General features: G+C 62.0%; 16 protein-coding genes and 1 pseudogene. 6 read left to right on the top strand and 11 right to left on the bottom strand.

The genetic code is table 11. From position 1 onward, the window contains the following. Positions 1–246 precede the first annotated feature (246 nt). Genes urtA through urtE form a run of 5 tightly spaced genes read left to right on the top strand, consistent with a single transcriptional unit; the run spans position 247 to position 5,962 of the window. Positions 247–1,560 (top strand): urea ABC transporter substrate-binding protein, encoded by a 1,314-nt coding sequence (gene urtA / locus CK501_RS08675; RefSeq protein ID WP_095617343.1) that lies wholly within the window; start codon positions 247–249, stop codon positions 1,558–1,560. A 56-nt stretch (positions 1,561–1,616) separates the two neighbouring features. Next, entirely contained in the window at positions 1,617–3,329 is a 1,713-nt protein-coding gene (urtB, locus tag CK501_RS08670; RefSeq protein ID WP_095617606.1) for an urea ABC transporter permease subunit UrtB, read from the top strand. Positions 3,330–3,340: 11 nt separating this feature from the next. Continuing rightward, a complete protein-coding gene (urtC, locus tag CK501_RS08665; RefSeq protein WP_408607571.1) occupies positions 3,341–4,441 on the top strand; it encodes an urea ABC transporter permease subunit UrtC in 1,101 nt (366 codons plus the stop codon). 5 nt (positions 4,442–4,446) lie between these two features. Then, the gene (urtD, locus tag CK501_RS08660) at positions 4,447–5,271 is read left to right on the top strand and encodes an urea ABC transporter ATP-binding protein UrtD (protein ID WP_095617605.1); all 825 of its coding nucleotides are present in this window, start codon (positions 4,447–4,449) and stop codon (positions 5,269–5,271) included. A 1-nt stretch (position 5,272) separates the two neighbouring features. After that, positions 5,273–5,962: an urea ABC transporter ATP-binding subunit UrtE gene (gene urtE, locus CK501_RS08655; protein ID WP_095617341.1), complete on the top strand. Its 690-nt coding sequence runs from the start codon at positions 5,273–5,275 to the stop codon at positions 5,960–5,962. An 18-nt stretch (positions 5,963–5,980) separates the two neighbouring features. Here the strand turns inward: urtE and CK501_RS08650 are convergent, their stop codons facing one another. The 3 genes from CK501_RS08650 to CK501_RS08640 form a co-directional block, all read right to left on the bottom strand. Continuing rightward, positions 5,981–7,003, bottom strand: a complete 1,023-nt coding sequence (locus CK501_RS08650; RefSeq protein ID WP_233128876.1) for a zinc-dependent alcohol dehydrogenase family protein — start codon at positions 7,001–7,003, stop codon at positions 5,981–5,983. A 67-nt stretch (positions 7,004–7,070) separates the two neighbouring features. Next, positions 7,071–7,373 (bottom strand): DUF6522 family protein, encoded by a 303-nt coding sequence (locus tag CK501_RS08645; RefSeq protein WP_095617340.1) that lies wholly within the window; start codon positions 7,371–7,373, stop codon positions 7,071–7,073. Between the two features lie 109 nt (positions 7,374–7,482). After that, on the bottom strand, positions 7,483–8,349 hold the full coding sequence (locus tag CK501_RS08640) for a LysR substrate-binding domain-containing protein (protein ID WP_095617339.1): 867 nt from the start codon (positions 8,347–8,349) through the stop codon (positions 7,483–7,485). A gap of 112 nt (positions 8,350–8,461) precedes the next feature. Here CK501_RS08640 and CK501_RS08635 point away from each other — a divergent pair, with 112 nt between their 5' ends. Continuing rightward, complete coding sequence (locus CK501_RS08635; RefSeq protein WP_095617338.1) at positions 8,462–9,346, top strand: DMT family transporter; 885 nt, start codon at positions 8,462–8,464, stop codon at positions 9,344–9,346. 12 nt (positions 9,347–9,358) lie between these two features. Here the strand turns inward: CK501_RS08635 and CK501_RS08630 are convergent, their stop codons facing one another. From CK501_RS08630 to CK501_RS08595, 8 genes and pseudogenes are all read right to left on the bottom strand, one after another. Continuing rightward, the gene (locus CK501_RS08630; RefSeq protein ID WP_095617337.1) at positions 9,359–9,556 is read right to left on the bottom strand and encodes a hypothetical protein; all 198 of its coding nucleotides are present in this window, start codon (positions 9,554–9,556) and stop codon (positions 9,359–9,361) included. Further along, on the bottom strand, positions 9,553–10,701 hold the full coding sequence (locus tag CK501_RS08625) for a PepSY-associated TM helix domain-containing protein (RefSeq protein WP_095617336.1): 1,149 nt from the start codon (positions 10,699–10,701) through the stop codon (positions 9,553–9,555). Before CK501_RS08625 ends, CK501_RS08630 begins: the two co-directional genes overlap by 4 nt. Positions 10,702–10,716: 15 nt before the next feature. Continuing rightward, positions 10,717–12,648: pseudogene (locus CK501_RS08620) on the bottom strand (TonB-dependent receptor). A gap of 398 nt (positions 12,649–13,046) precedes the next feature. Then, complete coding sequence (locus CK501_RS08615; protein ID WP_095617335.1) at positions 13,047–14,144, bottom strand: transporter family protein; 1,098 nt, start codon at positions 14,142–14,144, stop codon at positions 13,047–13,049. A 72-nt stretch (positions 14,145–14,216) separates the two neighbouring features. Further along, the gene (locus CK501_RS08610) at positions 14,217–14,600 is read right to left on the bottom strand and encodes a DUF2946 family protein (RefSeq protein ID WP_095617334.1); all 384 of its coding nucleotides are present in this window, start codon (positions 14,598–14,600) and stop codon (positions 14,217–14,219) included. Continuing rightward, the gene (locus tag CK501_RS08605; RefSeq protein WP_095617333.1) at positions 14,600–14,839 is read right to left on the bottom strand and encodes a hypothetical protein; all 240 of its coding nucleotides are present in this window, start codon (positions 14,837–14,839) and stop codon (positions 14,600–14,602) included. The genes CK501_RS08610 and CK501_RS08605 overlap by 1 nt, the downstream gene beginning before the upstream one ends. Positions 14,840–14,847: 8 nt before the next feature. After that, the gene (locus CK501_RS08600) at positions 14,848–15,174 is read right to left on the bottom strand and encodes a hypothetical protein (RefSeq protein ID WP_095617332.1); all 327 of its coding nucleotides are present in this window, start codon (positions 15,172–15,174) and stop codon (positions 14,848–14,850) included. Then, a complete protein-coding gene (locus CK501_RS08595; protein WP_198949447.1) occupies positions 15,174–17,669 on the bottom strand; it encodes an efflux RND transporter permease subunit in 2,496 nt (831 codons plus the stop codon). Before CK501_RS08595 ends, CK501_RS08600 begins: the two co-directional genes overlap by 1 nt. Positions 17,670–17,671: the final 2 nt, after the last annotated feature.

Here is a 17,671-nt window from a genome sequence, read left to right as displayed (position 1 = left end):
GTGGCTATTAAATGTCAGCTAATACAGTTATCTGCGGACTATCTCTGTTGTTGTCGAAGCTGCAGGAAGCTTCCAGTGCATGCCTGAGGATGGTGCACCGGATCTATAACGTTCTTTTTCAGTTTTTCTTGTATACAAGACAGGTTGCTGTAATAGAAGGAATTCCGGGTTGGCTGGAATGGCGTCTGCATTGGGTCGGGTGCACAACGATGCGTAGGCTTTCAGCCGGACCACAAGGAGACTGCAATGAAGACGCGTGGATCAATCAGAAAGACCGGCCTTGCGTGCCTGGCCCTCGGTGGCCTGCTCGCCTCCGGTGTCGCCCAGTCCGAGGACAACCCCATCAAGGTGGGCATCCTCCATTCCCTTTCCGGGACCATGGCGATCAGCGAGACGTCACTCAGGGATGTTGCCCTGATGACCATTGAGGACATCAACGAACAGGGAGGGCTTCTTGGTCGTGAGCTGGAGCCAGTGGTCAAGGACCCGGCCTCGGACTGGCCCCGCTATGCCGAGCAGGCGCGTGAACTGATCGAACGGGACGAGGTGGATGTGATTTTCGGGGCCTGGACCTCCGTCTCGCGTGAATCCGTTCTGCCCGTACTGGAAGAGCTTAACGGGCTGATGTTCTATCCGGTCCAGTACGAGGGCGAGGAGTCCTCACGGCATATCTTCTACACCGGCGCTGCTCCCAACCAGCAGACACTGCCGGCGGTGGACTATCTGATGAGTGAACGCGGTGGCGGTGCCGAGCAGTTCTATCTGGTGGGTACGGATTACGTCTTTCCGCGTACTACCAACCGCATTGTGCGCGCTTACCTCAATGCCAATGGCATTGAAGACGACGCCATCCGCGAGGAGTACTTTCCCTTCGAGCACTCGGATTTCCAGAGCCTGGTCTCGGACATCAAGCGGTTCTCCCAGAGCGGCCAGACCGCTGTGATCAATACGATCAACGGTGATTCCAATGTCGCGTTCTATCAGGAACTCGCTAACCAGGGCGTTGACTCGGTGGATGTGCCGGTAATGGCAACCTCCGTGGGCGAGGAGGAGCTCCGGGGTATGGACGCGGGACCGCTTGTAGGCCATCTCGCCGCCTGGAACTACTTCATGTCAGTGGACTCTCCCGAAAATGAGGCGTTCACCGAACGGTGGGCCGAATACGTGGAAGAGAACGACCTTTCCGGCGGCAGTGACCGGGTCACCAACGATCCCATGGAGGCCACCCATATCGGGATCCGCATGTGGGCCCAGGCCGTTCTGGAGGCCGGCACCAGCGACCCGGATGCGGTGCGCCAGGCGGTACCGGGGCAGTGCGTGGACGCGCCTTCGGGCTACGAGATCTGCATGGATGAAGAGAACCATCACCTGCATAAGCCCGTGCTGATTGGCGAGATCCAGCCGGACGGCCAGTTCGCCACTGTCTGGGAGACCGACGGCCCGATTCGTGCCGAACCCTGGAGCAAGTATCTGGAAGGCAGCGAGGACAAGAAGGCTGACTGGACCTACCCCTGGGTCTGCGGTGACTGCGAGGAACCCAGATACGACCTGGAACTCTGAAGGGAATGACGGATTGGCCCGGCCTCTGGCCGGGCCAGCTGGATCAGGAGTGTTCAATGCGTGGACTGAGTTGGAAGGGTGCAATCCTGTTGGGATTGTTGATGGTTCCAGCGGTTGTCGTCGCCGACACGGACGGGATGTCCGCCGATGAAAGGGCGGAAAAGCTGGCCGAACAGCAGAAGAAGCAGACTCAAACCCGTACGGAAGGATTATCCGGCGAAGCGGCATCCATCGTTGAGCGCCTGGCCACGGATGACTGGCAGGCGATCAATGATGTGGTGGAGGAGCTGGAGGCGCTCGCAGCGCCCGAGACCCTCCCGGTACTGCAGGCGCTGAGTGACCGTCGCCTGTATTTTGATGAGCAGGGACGGGTTCTGATTGAGGATCCGGCTACCGGCGAGTATTCGGATGCCATTACGGGGGAGACCGTGGAGGTGGCCTCGGAGAATCTTTCCCAGCCTACCCTGACCAATGCCATACGCCGAGGCATACGCCCGCTGATCGGGCAGCTTCAGCTGTTTTCCGACGACGTGGCCACCCGGCGGGCGGGTGCGGAGGAGCTGGCCGACCGCCCCAGGCCGGAAATGCTTGGCCGACTGAAGGAGCTGCGTGCTGAGGAGTCGAATCCTGAGGTGCTGCGCCTGCTCAACATTGCCATTGCACGTCTGCAGCTGGATGCCTCCGATTCTGAGGAGCGGCTGGAAGCGGTTGAGGTGATCGCGGACGTTCGATCGGCCCGGATGAAATCCGAGCTCGAGTCCCTGCTGGAAACCGATGCCCAGGGCGATCCGGTTGAGCCGGATGCGGCGGTCCGTGAGGCGGCCCGTGACGCCATTGAGGCTATCGAGGAACGCCAGAGTACGGCGCGCTTTCTCAGTGACCTGGTTTACGGACTTTCCATGGGCAGTGTTCTGCTGCTTGCCGCTCTTGGCCTGGCGATCATCTTCGGCCTGATGCGCGTGATCAATATGGCGCACGGAGAGCTGCTGATGATCGGCGCCTACACCACCTTCATTGTCCAGAACCTGTTTGCGCTCATGGCGCCCCAGTGGTTCAGCTTCTACCTTCTGGCGGCCATCCCCGCTGCCTTCGTGGTAACCGCCCTGGTGGGCATCCTGATGGAGCGGGGCGTGATCCGCTTTCTCTACGCCCGCCCTCTGGAGACCCTGCTGGCGACCTGGGGCATCAGCCTGATCCTGATGCAGACAACACGGGTGATCTTTGGCGCCCAGAACGTACGGATGGCCAGTCCTGAGTGGTTCTCCGGCAGCGTTCAGCTCATGCAGGGGGTATCACTGTCCACCTCGCGTGTGGGTGTCATCGCTTTCGCGTTCTTTGTGGTTGCACTGGTCTGGTTCGTGATGAACCGGACACGGCTGGGACTGGAGGTGCGCGCCGTGATGCAGAACCGTGAGATGGCAGCGGCACTGGGTGTCTCCGCCAACCGGGTGGACATGTGGACCTTCGGGGCCGGGGCGGGTGTGGCCGGCCTCGGGGGTGTGGCGCTCTCCCAGATCGTGAATGTGGGCCCCGAGCTCGGCCAGAACTACATCGTGGACAGTTTCATGGTGGTGGTGCTTGGGGGTGTCGGAAACATTCTCGGATCCGTGTTCTCAGCGCTGGGGCTAGGGGTGTTCTCGAAATTCCTGGAGCCGGTGGCCGGCGCGGTTCTCGCCAAGATTCTGCTTTTCGTTGCCATCATCGTGTTCATTCAGTGGCGGCCACAGGGCATTTTTGCCCTTAAGGGCCGGGCTGGCGACGACGACTGACAGAGGAAGTGATGTTGATGCGACAGCCTTTCGTAATGCGTCTTGCCCGTCTGCACTCCGGGTTCGGGTGGGCGGTTCTGCTGTTACTGACCGCGCTTGCGCTGGTGGTGGTACCGCTGCTCAACCAGTTCGTGACGCCGGACTCCGCCCTGTACATCCCCGACTGGCTGGTGACCCTGACCGGGCGCTTTCTGTGCTTGGCGCTGGTCGCTCTGGCGCTGGATCTGATCTGGGGGTATACCGGGATCCTGTCACTGGGGCACGGGGCTTTCTTTGCCCTTGGCGGTTACGTCATGGGCATGCACCTGACCCATAACCGCATGGAAACGGGCACCATTCCCAACTTCATCCAGTTCCTCGGCCGGGATGACTGGCCCTGGTTCTGGGTGCCGTTCCAGTCCTTCTGGTTCACGGCCGTGATGGTGTTTCTGGTGCCCGGGGCACTGGCTCTCGTTTTCGGATTCTTCGCATTCCGCTCCCGGGTGCGTGGCGTCTATTTCGCCATCATCACCCAGGCGCTGACCTTCGCCTCCATGCTGTTCTTCTATCGGACCGAGACCGGCTTCGGGGGCAACACTGGCCTGACGGATTTCCGTGAGCTGCTCGGGTTCTCGGTACGTGAGGCCGATACCCGGCTGGTGCTGTTCATGCTGAGCGCCGTGGCGGTGATGCTGTCCTACCTGCTGTGCCGCTATATCGTTACCTCCAAGCTGGGGCGGGTACTGGTCGCCATCCGTGATGCCGAGAGCCGTGTCCGGTTCACCGGCTACAATCCGCTGCGCTACAAGCTTTTTGTGTGGACGGTTTCCGCCATGCTCTGCGGGCTGGCCGGGGCGCTCTATGTGCCCCAGACCGGGGTCATCAACCCGGGAGAAATGGCTCCGGCCAATTCCATTGAAATGGCCGTCTGGGTTGCCCTGGGTGGGCGAGGGACCCTGGTCGGAGCACTGGTCGGTGCCGGTACGGTCAACGGGCTCAAGACCTGGATCACGGCAGCCTACCCGGATCTGTGGCTGTTTGTCCTGGGTGGCCTTTTCATCGCGGTAACTCTCTTTCTCCCCAAAGGGCTGATGGGGCTGCGTCAACAGATGGCAGGGAGGTCGAAGCAATGAGCATGATGGATACCCTCAGGGAGCTGGGCAAACGCGAGGAGGTCTTTTCCTTCCTGCAGCACGCCGCGCCCAGCCCGGCGTTGGATACCCGGCATGGCCCCATCCTGTACGTGGAGGGCGTGACCAAGTCCTTTGATGGCTTCAGGGCGCTCGATGACCTGACCCTTTATATCGATGACGGTGAACTCCGCTGTCTGATCGGGCCTAACGGCGCCGGCAAGACGACCCTGATGGATGTGCTCACCGGCAAGACCCGCCCGGACACGGGCCAAGCCTGGTTCGGTCAGCGGCTCAACCTGCTGGAGCTCCCAGAGCACGTGATCGCCCAGTCCGGGATCGGCCGCAAGTTCCAGAAACCCACGGTTTTTGAGCAACTGACCGTTTTCGAGAACCTGGAGCTGGCGATGCATGCCTCCAGGGGGCTGTGGACGAGTCTGCGCTGGCGTCTTGACGGTGAACAGCAGGACCGCATCGATGAGGTGCTGGCACTGATCTCCCTCACGGAGCAGGCCCATGCGCCGGCGGGCGTCCTGTCCCACGGCCAGAAACAGTGGCTGGAGATCGGGTCGCTGCTGATGCAGAACCCACGCCTGTTGCTGGTGGATGAGCCGGTGGCCGGGATGACTGGCCAGGAGAGCGAGAAGACCGCGGAACTGCTGACGTCATTGGCGGGAAAGCATTCCGTGGTGGTGGTCGAGCACGATATGGACTTCGTGCGCTCCATCGCGCGGACCGTGAGTGTGCTGCACCAGGGATCGGTGCTTGCCGAGGGCAGTATGGACGAGATCCAGTCCGATGCCCGCGTCCGTGAAGTCTATCTGGGGGAATGACATGCTTGAGATTACCGGTCTTAACCAGTACTACGGCGATTCACACACACTGAAGTCCGTTGATCTCCGGGTGGAGACGGGGTCCCGCACCTGCCTGATGGGCCGTAATGGCATGGGCAAGACAACCCTGCTCCGGTGCATCATGGGGCTCCTCCCGGTAGCTTCCGGAAGCATCCGCCTGCAGGGGCGGGAACTCAACGGCCTGCGTGCGCAGCAGCGGGCGCGCCTGGGAGTTGGCTATGTGCCCCAGGGCCGTGACATCTTCCCGCAGTTGACTGTTGAGGAGAATCTCAGGGTGCCGCTGGCGGGCAAGCGTTCAAAGGGCATTCCGGAGCGGGTCTACCGGCTGTTTCCCGTGCTTCGGGATATGGGGCGCCGCCGGGGCGGGGATCTTTCAGGCGGTCAGCAACAGCAGCTGGCGATTGCCCGGGCACTGGTGCTGGAACCCGAGATCCTCCTGCTGGATGAGCCCACCGAGGGTATCCAGCCCAATATTGTGCGCGAAATCAGTGATGTGATCCGCCGCATCAACGAGGAAGAAGGCATGACGGTGCTGCTGGTCGAGCAGAAACTGGCGTTCGCCCGCAGCACCGCCGACTGCTTTTCCATCATGAACAACGGCCAGAGTGTTGCAAGTGGTCCCATGGATGAGCTCGGGGACGACATTGTGTCACAACACCTGACCGTATAGGCATGGACACTGAGCCTCCTATGGGGTCAGTACCGCCGCACCGGCGAACCGTCCCTCCCTCAGGTCCTCGAGGGCCTGGTTGGCTTCGCTGAGCGGGTAGGCGTGCACCTCGGTCCGCACCGGGACTCTGGGTGCAACCTCAAGGAAGGCACGGCCATCCTCGCGCGTGAGGTTGGCGGTTGATTTCAGGCTGCGTTCTTCCCACAGCAGGCCATAGGGAAATGAGGGAATATCACTCATGTGAATGCCGCCGCTGACCACGCTGGCGCCACGATCCACGTGCTTCAGGGCACTGACCATCAGCTCTCCCACGGGGGCAAAGACAAGTGCGGCGTCCAGAACGTCCGGTGGATCCTCCGTGCTCGCGCCCGCCCAGACGGCACCCAGGTCCCGCGCCAGCTTCTGCGCCTGTTCATCGCCGGGTCGGGTGAATGCGTACACGGACTGGCCGTACCAGCAGGCGATCTGGCACAGAATATGGGCAGCGGCGCCAAAGCCATAGATACCGAGACGCTGGATGGTCTCGCCACCTGCAAGGCGCCATGTGCGGAAGCCGATCAAACCGGCACAGAGCAGGGGCGCAATATCCAGCGCTTCGGCTTCCGGCGGCAGGGGGTAGCAGTAGGGTGCGTAGGCAAGGGCGTATTCGGCATAGCCGCCATCCAGGGTGTAGCCGGTGAACCGGGCCTGTTCGCAGAGGTTTTCCTGGCCCCGGCAGCAGTAACGGCAGGTGCCGTCGGTATGACCGAGCCAGGGAACACCCACGCGATCGCCCACCTGGAGGCCGCTGACCTGGTCACCGGCCACCACCACGGTACCCACGATCTGGTGGCCCGGAATCAACGGCAGGGAAGGGTCGGTGAGTTCGCCGTCCAGGATGTGGAGATCCGTCCGGCAGACACCACAGGCCTCCACCCTCAGAAGTACCTGGTCCGTCTCTTCAATTTCCGGAAGGGGCACCTGGCGGTGCTGTAGCGGCTGACCCTGCTGTTCCAGCACCATGGCATTCATGGTGCCGGGGAGATGATCGTCATGAACCATGCCTTTTCCTCATTCAGGATGCTTCATACCCATCTCTAAAGAATGCGCCTGGATCGGTCAATCGCGCTCAGTCGTCCAGAAGCTGCATCAGAGAGGGTTTCACGGGGCGCTGGGACTCCGGAGGGGGCGTCGCCGGCGTCAGGCGGCCGTCCGCCTCCAGGATCATGCAGGCCTGTCGCTCGCCGTAACGGGCGGTCAGCCGCATCCGACCAGCGTCCTCTCCTTCGCCTTTCTCCACGAGCGTCCGCACTGCACCGGACTCAATGCCGTGGGTCAGTGTCTCCAGATCGATATTCAGCCATTCCGCAAGCGTGGCCGCATCAATGACCGCATCGCCGTTATCGATGCTGATGGAAGCGCTTTCGTGCATATCGGGGTCCTGTTCACGCCGATCTTGGTTTGTGATTCCAATTCAATAGTGCCATTGGAACACAGCCCCGCGAGTCGATGCAGGATCTCGGGGCAGTCAACGCACATTTCTACTGTTTTTCTGAGCCCACGTGCTCGCGTATCAGCTCCGCCAGCTGCCTGGCCGGTTCCGACGGACGCCCAGGGGCGCGGTGCAGTGCAATCTCCACCGAGGGAAGCGCTGGGAGCCCGCTTTTCTCGTCAAGGGCTCTGAGTTGTGGATTGAGCATGTCGCGGGTGATCAGAACCACCGCCAGCCCTGCCACGACTACGGGCATCAACCCCGTCATGGACTGGCTCGAGTAGGCGAGGCGCCAGTGCCGTCCGGCGGAGCCCAGTGCGTGTTCGGCCACTTCCCGGAAAACATCTGCACCGGGGCTGTACAGGGCCAGGGGAAGGGGATCCACCAGCGACGGCTGCTGGTTGGCGCCCACTGCCCAGACCAGGGGGTCCCGGCGGATTACTTCGCCCCCGGGTGAGTGAGTCTGGCGGGTGACAACGGCAAGGTCCAGCTCGGAGGCCTGTACCTGTTGGACCAGATCCGTGCTGGCACCACAGATGACCTTCAGCTGCATGGCGGGGTACATCTGATGGAAATAGGCCAGGGCGGGCGTGAGTAGAAAGGCATAGTCCTCGGGAATGCCGAGGGTCAGGCTGCCGGCGACCTGGCGCGCCTTCATGTCGTTCATCGCTTCATTGTTCAGGGTCAGGAGTCGGCGGGCATGGCCCAGGAGCCGCTCGCCCTCGGGCGTGAACCGGATCCCCCGACCCTCCTTTTCATGCAGCGTTACACCGAGCATGGCCTCCAGGCGGTGGAGCTGCATGCTCACTGTTGACTGGGTATAGCTGAGCCGTTCGGCCGCGGCTGTCACAGTACCGGTGTCGGCCACGGCCAGGAATGTCTGGAGCAGGTTGAGATCAAGTACGGGCGTTCGCATATATCACAAACCGTGATGGGATCATTCAATTAAAATCGATTTTGTGATCATTATGCTGGTTATAGACTGCACCTGTCATTGAGAGGGGTTTAAAAGACAAAGGAGGTAGCCCGTGCAGGTAGTGAGCAGTCAGAGAATGCCGTTGCCCGTGGGCCCGCTTGCGGGCCTGTTCGCTGTTGTACTCTGGGCATCAGCACCGCTGTTGATTGATCTGGCGACGACCATCCCGCCACTGCGGCTGACGGCCATCACACTGCTGGCTGGCGCACTGGCCGCCCTCCCGCTGAGCCTGGGGAAGAACTTCAACGCCGAAATCCCACCCGGGTTTGAGGCGGTCATCTATGGGGTTATTCCTCTGCTGGTTCTGGGTGCGGTTGGCTCCTACCTGGTCGGGCTGGGAATGGCGCCGACCGCGGAAGGCGCGCTGATCACCTACACCTGGCCGGTCATGTTCGTGCTGATCAGCCAGTGGTTCACTCAGGGCCGGCTGTCGGGGCCGGTGGTTGGAGGGGCGGTTATCGCCTTTGGTGGCGCGGCCCTGCTGCTGGCGCCAGAGGCGCTGAGTGGTGGGCTTTCCGGCAATCTCGCCGGCTATGCCTTCGCGTTGACCGCCGGCTGCTGCTGGGCGCTGTATTCCTGGCTGTGCCAGAACACGCCGGTAACGCTGACCCCGTTCATGCCCACCATCTTCATGATCGCCGCCATGGTGGCTGCCGTCATGGGTGTGGTCCTTGAACCGGAACCCGTGGCCTTTCCCTACAGTGGCATTGCCGCCGGCGCGGCCCTGGGGCTGGGGCCTTACGGCGTCGCCATGGTTGCCTGGGATGTGGCCATCCGCAATGGGCCCACAGGGCTGGTTGGCAGCCTGGCCTACGGCGTGCCCGTTCTGGCTGCGTTTTTCCTGGTAGTGGCGGGTTTTGCAACGCCGAGCTGGGAGCTGCCTGTTGCGGCACTGCTGGTGGTGTTGGGTTCAGTTGTGGCGCGTAAGGGCAGGTGAAACCAGCCGGGTTCAGTGGGTTCGGTAGCGCAGTGCAAAGACTGCGGCGAGTACTGGAACGCCTACCCCTGCCCAGGCGATCAGGTTCCACGCACCTTCCCCCATCAGGGCTGACGCCAGCCCGATGAGGCTGGCCAGCGCGATCCAGGTGGGGGCCGCGAAGATCGTCCAGAGGGATCGGCGGTTGCGGTTTGCGCCTGACGGGCTCATGGCGTTGCGGTAACTGAGGGTGAATTCGCTTCCTGTGACGCCCGGACCTCACTCGTCACGGGGCGCCGCCGGGAGGCCCAGAGGTAGAGCCCGCTGCCGAGCACTACGATGGTGAGTACATCGAGTACCGCCCACAGGATTTTCAGCGGCAGCCCGCCGTAATCACCGAAATGCAGGGGGCCGGACAGGGCCAGTGTCTTCACGTACCAGGGCATCTCCCGCATGGCGGCGAACTCACCCGTGCGGGCGTTGATCAGCGCTGGCGTGATCAGGTGCTGGGTCAGGGAGGTGTTGCCGTGCAGGAAGACCGCGTAATGGAAGTCCGTGGACCACATGCCGCCCGGGAAGGCCACGAACTGCAGCGTTCTGTCCGGCGCGGCCTTAACGGCCTCGTTTACTGCTGAGTCCAGAGAGGCCATCTCCCCGGGCTCCGGCACGCTCTGGTCGTCGTAGCCCTGCGCCAGGTCCGCGAGCGACTGGTCCCGCCAGGTATCCAGTATCGGCGTTGACAGGGTATTGACCACACCGGTCAGGGTCACGACGGCCAGCCAGGCGATGGTGATCACCCCAAGCAGGTTGTGGTAATCCAGCCATTTGATGCGGCGCGTTTTGCTCTTTCGGACGGTGCCGAAATCCAGTTTCCGCATGAACGGCGCATAGAGTACGACGCCTGAAACGATGGCCAGAAACAGCAGAATGCCCATTGCGCCCAGAAAGAGCATGCCTGGCAGCCCCAGGAACATGTCGGTGTGCAGCTGGAGGATGAAGTCCATAACACCGTTTTCATGGGCAGGGACGGTTTCCCCGCTGGTACGGTCATAGGAGGCGAAATGCATATCACCGGCAGCCGCATCCGGGGCTGGACCGGTGGTGACGTTCACCACAGGCCTGTCCTTGTCGAAGCTCATGAAAAGGGGTGTGCCGCCGGGCTGGTTCTCCAACGCGATCGACAGGATCCGGTCCAGTGGGAGCAGCTCGCCGTCGGGGTTGGCGGGCTGCCACTGCTGGGTGTCCAGTGCCTCGTCGATCTCATCATGAAAGATCAGTGGAAGCCCCGTGATGCAGAGCATCAGGATGAAGGCGGTGCAGATCAGGCTGGTCCACTTGTGGATGCCTGACCAGACGCGGATGGTCCGTTGCTGCATGAGCGGCTGGATCTCCTAGAAATCGACGGTGGCTGACACCATCAGGGTCCGCGGGGCGCCCACGGTTAGGTATTCATAGTTCGCGACTCCACCTGCAGAAGCCCAGTAGTCACTGTCCGCCACATTCTCCACCCGGGCACGCAGTGTGAGCAAACGATCCTCGCCCATGGGCACCAGGTAGCGGGCGCCGATGTCGAGGCGGGTCCAGGAAGGGACCTTCTGCTGGTTGGCCGAATCAGCGTACTGGGAGCTGGTGTAGATCACACGGCTGTCCAAGGCCAAGTCGGGTAGGGCAGGGACGTCGTATTTCAGGTTGAGATTGGCCTGGGTATCCGGGGCGCCGATGGCCTCGTTACCGTCCACTTTCGAATCCAGAAAACTGACGCCGCCGAGGACCGTCAAGTGGCTGGTGGCCTTGCCGTAAGCGTTCAGTTCGACGCCCCGGTTTCGCTAATAATCCGAGATACGAAAGACGTTGTTGCTGTCCAGTTCGGCGCTTGGCTTACGGCTGTAGTAGACAGAGGCACTGCCGCCAAGGTTATTCCCTTTGTACTTGAACCCGAGCTCACTCTGTTCGGTGGCATAGGGTTCGAGCGTTTCACCAAAGTTGACCGCGTTCTGAGCGCTGACCGTGTCTCCTTTCTGCAGCCCCTCAATGTAACTGGCGTAGGCGGAAATCTGTGGCGTATAACGGTAAACGACACCGAGGGATGGCGTAATATCACTCTCGTCATAGTCGCCATTTTTCGCACCTGTTTGTGAACTGAAGCTTTCAGTTTGGATCCGCTGGTAACGTGCCCCAAGCGTCAGAAGAACCGTTTCGTCGAGGAAGGAGAGCTTATCGGCCAGCGCAACGCTTGAGAGCTCTGTGCGTTCCGTAACGATTGGATTGTCTAGGTCTCCAAAAGATGTGCCCGATGCCAGAGCAGGCGCAGGCCTGTCCTGCGGGTCGTAGAGGTTGCTGTTAATCGAGGTGCCAAAAACAAACGCATTCTTAGATTCAAGCTCGTAGGTCGAGCCTGAAAGCGTCAGCTCGTGTCCGATAGTCCCGGTCTGGAAACTGCTTCTGATACCAAGCTCTCCGGTCTGTATATCGTCTTCCCGTGTGTTGTCGAAGCGACTTGCAGAGAAGTCACCATTGCTCTGGGTAAATTCCGGGTTGGCGAAAGTCGCTTCCTCCTCGCCACGGCGCATGCCGAAAGCCAGCCAAGTCGTTATGGCGTCGTTGAGGTCGTACTCGCCTCGGATGGTGCCAAAAACATCCTCGGATTCCGAAAAGGTCCAGGGTTGGGCAACGCTTTCAGAGGCATCGGGTGCATCCGGAACAGCGACTCCATCAGCAAGCGTGATGTTCGGCTGGCTCGCGTCCATCAGGTGGTCCTGATACCCCAGATCCGCCGAGAGGCGCAGGTCATCCCCCCGGTAATCTAGCCCGATATGGCTCATCGACAGTTCACGGGATTCACCGTCAACGGCCGTGTCCCCGTCACGGCGAGCGGCGTTGACGCGTACACCGTAACGTCCGTCCTCAGAGCGCCGTGCCACATCCGCGGCTGCGTAGGCGTGGCCACCGCTTTCTACACCCGTGGTGACCTGGGTGAGCGGATAATTCGGTGCACGCTTGGGAACCACATTGACCGCGCCACCAAGGCCACTGCCGCCAGGGGCAGCGCCCTTGAGGAAGGTATTGGCGCCACGGAAGACCTGCACCCGCTGGATAAACTCGGAAGCCAGGTACTGCCGGGGGAGCAGCCCGTATAGGCCGTTGTAAGTCATGTCATCCGAGAACACCGGAAGGCCGCGCACCAGGTAGACCTGCTGGAAGTTCCCGAAGCCCCGGGCCACGCGGACGGCCGGGTCGTTGATCAGCACCTCGCCGACACTGGCTGCCTGCTGGTCCTCGATCAGGAGTTCGGTGTAGTTGGTGAAGTTGTAAGGCGTCTCCATGACGTCCTGGTTGCCAAGCAGCCCCAAACGGCCTCCTTCGGCTACCTGGCCACCGGCAAAGGCCGGGCTCAGGCCTTCTTCCGAGGCGTCCGCACTGGACTGGACCTCCAGGGTCGGCGCCGAGAAGGTGGTCTCATCGCCATCGCCGCTCTGGGCATAGGCCCCGCCTGCGAGGCTGAGAGTGAGGATGGCGGCGGCGAGAGGCGAATGCCGGAAAGGATGACTGCTCATGGTTTGCGCCTTCGGTCGGATCCAGAATGAACGGAATATTAAAGACAATACGAATTTTTCTCAACCAAGGGCGTTTTCAAACGTTATCGGATTACGAATGCCATGGAATGGAGCGCAGGGGATGGCCGCCGACCCGGAAGCCGGGGCCATGAGGGGTAAGGGGCGTGTTACCAGCTGTACTGGTAGGCGAGGGTGGCCATCCAGTCCATGCCGAGCTGGACGCCGTTTACATCCTGATGGATGGGAGAGACCAGCTCCGCGCCGAGGCGATGACCCCGGAGCGCCGGAGACTGGCCGGCCAGGTTGGCGCCGATTCCAAGATCAACGCGCTCACCCCCGTAGTTGTTGGGGTCCGCGGTCTGAACCGGCGCCATGATCCGCTCATCACGCCCGTCGATGTCTTCCCGGCTAAGGGCGCTCAACCTCAATGACGTGCTCAGCCAGGGCGTAACCCGCAAGGCCCCCCAACCGGTCACCTCGTGCTCATCCCCCAGGGTGTAGCCCTCGTCGTTCTCGCCGGTGCGGATTACACCCGAGTACTGGGCACCCCAGCTGATCCAGCCGTAGTGGCCGTTATACGTCAGGCCCGGCAGAAGGTCGTAGGTACCGGAGCCCAGCTGCATGCCGTAGGGAAGGCGCATCTTCTGCCGGGTGTTCATGGGGGTCAGCACCTGGTCCGATTCGTCCGTGCTCCCGGTGGGTAGGCTGATGCCCGCGTTCAGGTGCAGCTCATGGCCGGTCCAGCTGGCAAGCCCGACCAGGGCGCTCAGCTTGATGTCGCCCCAGCCTTCATTCCGGGTTTTGAAGGTGCCGAGGGTATCCGTGCCCGTCGGGCCCTGGTAGGTGGTCAGGGTCATTTCCTTTTTCAGATAATTGGCCATCGCCATGAGCGTAACGCGGTCCGTGGGCGCAACCATGGCACCGACCATGTGCATGTCCGTGCGCATGTCCCGGGGTACGACCCGCAGTGTTGGCGGCTGCATGGGGTTGCCCGCAAACCGGTTGGGGATCGCTGTGGCGATGGTGTCATCGCTGATCGAGCTGGTGCCCTGCTGGTTGTCGGACATGCTCATGGGCATGTAGCGATAGGAGATCATCCATTCGCCCGCGCTGTGGCGGTGGTCGCCCATGACGCCCATGGGCGCGTGGCTGTCCGGGCGTGGTCCCGCCCATTCGCCGTCGGTGTAGGGACCGTGGGCAAACGCGGGAACGAGTGAACTCAGGCCGAGCGCGCAGGCGCCGGCAATAAGGGAACGATGAAACATCGTGGCCTCCGGTAGTGAGGGTCGGTTGGAACCAACGATTCATGATCTGGTCCGGGTTATTGAACGGAGGGATCAGACCGGAGGGGCGCGCGTGCGGCCCGCGCGGGGGTAAGGTGCCTTGTAGAGGGGCTGGGTGAGCGCTCGGGTGTCCGTGGGGAGCGCCGGCGCGCCGAGGGAGGAAGCCACGGCCTCGGTCGGGGCATTCAGAGTGCTGAAGGAACCGAACTCGCATGCCTCGAAGGCGGCGTGGGCACTGTGATCACCATGCTCGTGGTGGGCCTGCTTCCCGGAAAGCCCCGCAAGCCATTCCGCACTGGTTGCGTCGCTCGGGCAGGGAACCAGCCAGGCGGCACCGTGCCCGCTGACCGGGGCTGGCATGAAGCCCGCCGGCACCGCGATGCGGAAGGCCAGCGCAAGCAGGAGCAGTACGTTGATTGCTCTGCAGGCGTAACGCATCAATGGTTGTCGCGGCGGCCGGTGATCTGCTCGAAGATCTTCCTCGGCAGCGTCTCGAACGCCGGCATGATGGGTTCCTCGTAATTACTGTGGATTACGCGCCCGTGCTTGGGCCGGCGTTCGTGGGCGGCGTACTGCTCCAGGCGTTGTACGAGTTGCTCCTGCCGGTGGAGTTCCCAGGCCACGGCGCCGAGAAGAACGAGCAGGATGCCGCCAAGCAGCAGGTTGAGAATGGTCATTGCAGCTCCTACCGGTATTCAACACTGATCTCGGACTCGATCCCCCGTTCGGACAGGGCCTCGTCGAGTTCCGTGGTAAGTTGCCGGAAGACGATGCGGCGGACCGTCTCCGGCATGTAGTCCCCCACCAGTCGAGCGCCGGCGGATTCCCGGCGCGCCACCTCAATCGGGTTGAGCACCCGCACTGTCATCAGCATCTCGGGTGGCGGCATCTCCGGGTCCGCCACGCGTGCCAGCGCGTGTTGCACCCGCTGGTGCTGGGCGCGCAGGCGGATAAGCGTCCAGGCACTCAGCGCGATCAGGATCAGCAGGGCAAGGGCGGTCAGAATCGCCATTAATGGTCCTCCCCGGGGGTAGTAGTGCCACGATCCGGGCCGAAAGGCTTCGCCATCAGGATCAGCCTCGGCAGCAGGGTCAGCGCGCCGAGCAGGGCAATGGCCATGGCCAGGGCGGTGAACACCCCGAAATAGATGGTCGGAATGAAGTTCGACAGCGCCAGTATCGAGAAGCCGACGATGATGGTCAGCGAGGTGTAGAGCATGGCACGGCCGATGGTCTGGTGGCTGCGGTGCATGGCGGCCTGGTAGTCACCATCGCGCCGGATCTCTTCGCGGAAGCGGTAGATGTAGTGAATGGTGTCGTCCACGGCAATGCCCACCGTTATGGCTGCGATCGTTATGGTCATCATGTCCAGCGGAACGCCCATCAGCCCCATGATGCCGAGCACGGTGCCTGCTGCCAGCAGATTGGGCACGATCGCCACAACCGCCACCCGCAGGGACCGGAACAGGACCAGGAACATGGCCATGATGGCCACGAACACGGCACCCAGCGTCTTGATCTGGGAGCTGAACAGGCTCTGCAGCATATTATTGTAGAGGACCGCCATGCCGGTGAGATTGACCTGGTCGTCCTTGAGGCCCATTTCTCTGGTCAGGTCGGCGCGGATCCGCTCAAACAGGGCGTCCCGGTCCAGCTTGGGAGAGGTTTCCAGAAGGCGGATGCTGAAGCGCGCCTGCCGGGTCTCCTCGTTCACATAGGGATCCAGCAGCAGGCCCTGGAGATCCTCCGGGAAGGCACGGCCCATCAGCCCGAGCTGCAGCGGGTTCAGCTCGCCCTGATTGACGCGCTCCGCCAGCCGGATGGTGGTGGCCAGGGAAATGACCTTGCCGGTCTGCGGCTGTTCATCCAGATAGTCGTGGATGTTCTTGACCAGCTGCGCCCCGTCGGTACTGAAGAAGCTGTCGATCTGTTCCTGCGGCTCGCAGTCCGGGTCCACGAAGGGGTCGCAGTCTTTGCTCAGTTCACCGTCGTCCTCTTCAAGGCTGATGATCACGTCCAGCGGGGTCGTGCCCCCGAGTTTCTGGTCGATCACCGTCATGCCCTGGTGGATCTCGGTGTCGGACTTGAAGTAGTCAATGAAGCGGTTCTCCACCGAGAGCCAGGACACGCCCACGGCACAGACCACCGCCAGCGCGGCGCTCACGGTGACAATGGTGCCTCGATAGTTGTCCGTGATGCGGGCAAGGTACTCGGTAATCGGAGTGCGGTGCAGTGCGCCGCTGGGCTGGGCCGCACGCGGCATCAGCATGAGCACGGCCGGCAGCACCAGGAAGACCACGGCGTAGCCGATCAGGATGCCCACGGTCATCATCAGCCCGAAGTCGATGACCGGCCGGATATCACTGAAGAACAGCGACCCGAAGGCCACCACCGTGGTCAGTACCATGTAGAAACAGGGCCGCCCCATGGCGCTGACCGTCTCCGAGACCAGCTGGTAGCGGTCGGCATCGGGCTGCAGCTGCTGGTATTCGCGGTGCCGGACGATCAGGTGGATCGTCAGCGACATGGTGATGATCAGCAGCAGTGAGACGAAGTTGGAGGAGATGACGGTCACCGGCCAGTGCACCCAGCCGAGGAACCCGAGCGTGATCCAGACAGTCAGCGCGCAGCACGCGAGCGGCAGCAGAACCCATCGGGGCTGGCGGAATATGATCCCCAGCATCAGGATGATGAACGCCAGTACGCCCAGGCCGAAGGTCACCAGATCGCTTTCAACAAAGGCCATCATGTCGGCGACGATCATGGGCACGCCGCCCAGGTGGATCCGGGCCTGGTCCCCGTAATTGGCGAGCACGCCGCGCACATCCCGTATGATCCGGTCCTGTTGCGCGCTCACCGCTTCCTTGCGCTCGCGGTATTCGGCCCGCACCTGGGCCAGTTCGCCTTCCTCGGCCCCGGAAAGGCCTTCCTCGCGCTGTTTCTGCTCGAGCTCGTCCCGCCGGTCCCGCAGTTCGTAATAGCGTTCGTTCGAGGGCAGCAGCAGCTGTATGGCAGTCGTGGTGCCGTCGTTGCTGATCAGCATGTTCTGGTACAGCGGGTTCTCCATCAGCGCCTTGCGGGCGGTGTCCAGCGGCACGTCATTCCCTTCCAGGGTCTTCATGTGCTTGCTCACCGTCATCAGGGTGATGTCGGGGCTGTGCAGAAGGGGCACGTTGAGGATGCTGTTGCTCTCGTCGATGCCGTCAACGTCTATCAGGTCATCACGCAGTTCCGTCAGCCGATTGATGACGCTGTCGCTGAACAGCTCGTCTTCCGGCTGGTAACTCACCACCAGGAAGTCATCGGTGGTTTCGAACCGCTCATAGGTCTGCTGGTAATACTCGAAAGACTCATCGCCTTCCATCACCAGGGTGTCCGGAGAGGCGTCCAGCTGGAATTGATCCAGGCGCAGCCCGGCTATAACAGCGGCGACGAGCACCAGGAGCAGGGTAAGCACCGGATGGGACAGAACGGTTCGATCGTAAAGATGGAAAAGGCGGTTACCCAAGG

It is taken from the genome of Halovibrio salipaludis, from assembly GCF_002286965.1.
Lineage (GTDB): Bacteria > Pseudomonadota > Gammaproteobacteria > Pseudomonadales > Oleiphilaceae > Halospina > Halospina salipaludis.
Note: the sequence above shows the minus strand (reverse complement) of the source record. Positions and strands in the feature narration are given on the sequence as shown.

What these genes read in the sequence shown, in the direction of transcription:
- CK501_RS08625 (WP_095617336.1), bottom strand. Translation starts at nt 10,701, where the DNA reads ATGCAGCAACGGACCATCCGCGTCTGGTCAGGCATCCACAAGTGGACC.
- CK501_RS08600 (WP_095617332.1), bottom strand. Translation starts at nt 15,174, where the DNA reads ATGGCGATTCTGACCGCCCTTGCCCTGCTGATCCTGATCGCGCTGAGT.
- CK501_RS08605 (WP_095617333.1), bottom strand. Translation starts at nt 14,839, where the DNA reads ATGACCATTCTCAACCTGCTGCTTGGCGGCATCCTGCTCGTTCTTCTC.
- urtB (WP_095617606.1), top strand. Translation starts at nt 1,617, where the DNA reads ATGCGTGGACTGAGTTGGAAGGGTGCAATCCTGTTGGGATTGTTGATG.
- CK501_RS08645 (WP_095617340.1), bottom strand. Translation starts at nt 7,373, where the DNA reads ATGCACGAAAGCGCTTCCATCAGCATCGATAACGGCGATGCGGTCATT.
- CK501_RS08615 (WP_095617335.1), bottom strand. Translation starts at nt 14,144, where the DNA reads ATGTTTCATCGTTCCCTTATTGCCGGCGCCTGCGCGCTCGGCCTGAGT.
- urtC (WP_408607571.1), top strand. Translation starts at nt 3,341, where the DNA reads ATGTTGATGCGACAGCCTTTCGTAATGCGTCTTGCCCGTCTGCACTCC.
- urtD (WP_095617605.1), top strand. Translation starts at nt 4,447, where the DNA reads ATGGATACCCTCAGGGAGCTGGGCAAACGCGAGGAGGTCTTTTCCTTC.
- CK501_RS08640 (WP_095617339.1), bottom strand. Translation starts at nt 8,349, where the DNA reads ATGCGAACGCCCGTACTTGATCTCAACCTGCTCCAGACATTCCTGGCC.
- CK501_RS08650 (WP_233128876.1), bottom strand. Translation starts at nt 7,003, where the DNA reads ATGGTTCATGACGATCATCTCCCCGGCACCATGAATGCCATGGTGCTG.
- urtA (WP_095617343.1), top strand. Translation starts at nt 247, where the DNA reads ATGAAGACGCGTGGATCAATCAGAAAGACCGGCCTTGCGTGCCTGGCC.
- CK501_RS08610 (WP_095617334.1), bottom strand. Translation starts at nt 14,600, where the DNA reads ATGCGTTACGCCTGCAGAGCAATCAACGTACTGCTCCTGCTTGCGCTG.
- CK501_RS08630 (WP_095617337.1), bottom strand. Translation starts at nt 9,556, where the DNA reads ATGAGCCCGTCAGGCGCAAACCGCAACCGCCGATCCCTCTGGACGATC.
- urtE (WP_095617341.1), top strand. Translation starts at nt 5,273, where the DNA reads ATGCTTGAGATTACCGGTCTTAACCAGTACTACGGCGATTCACACACA.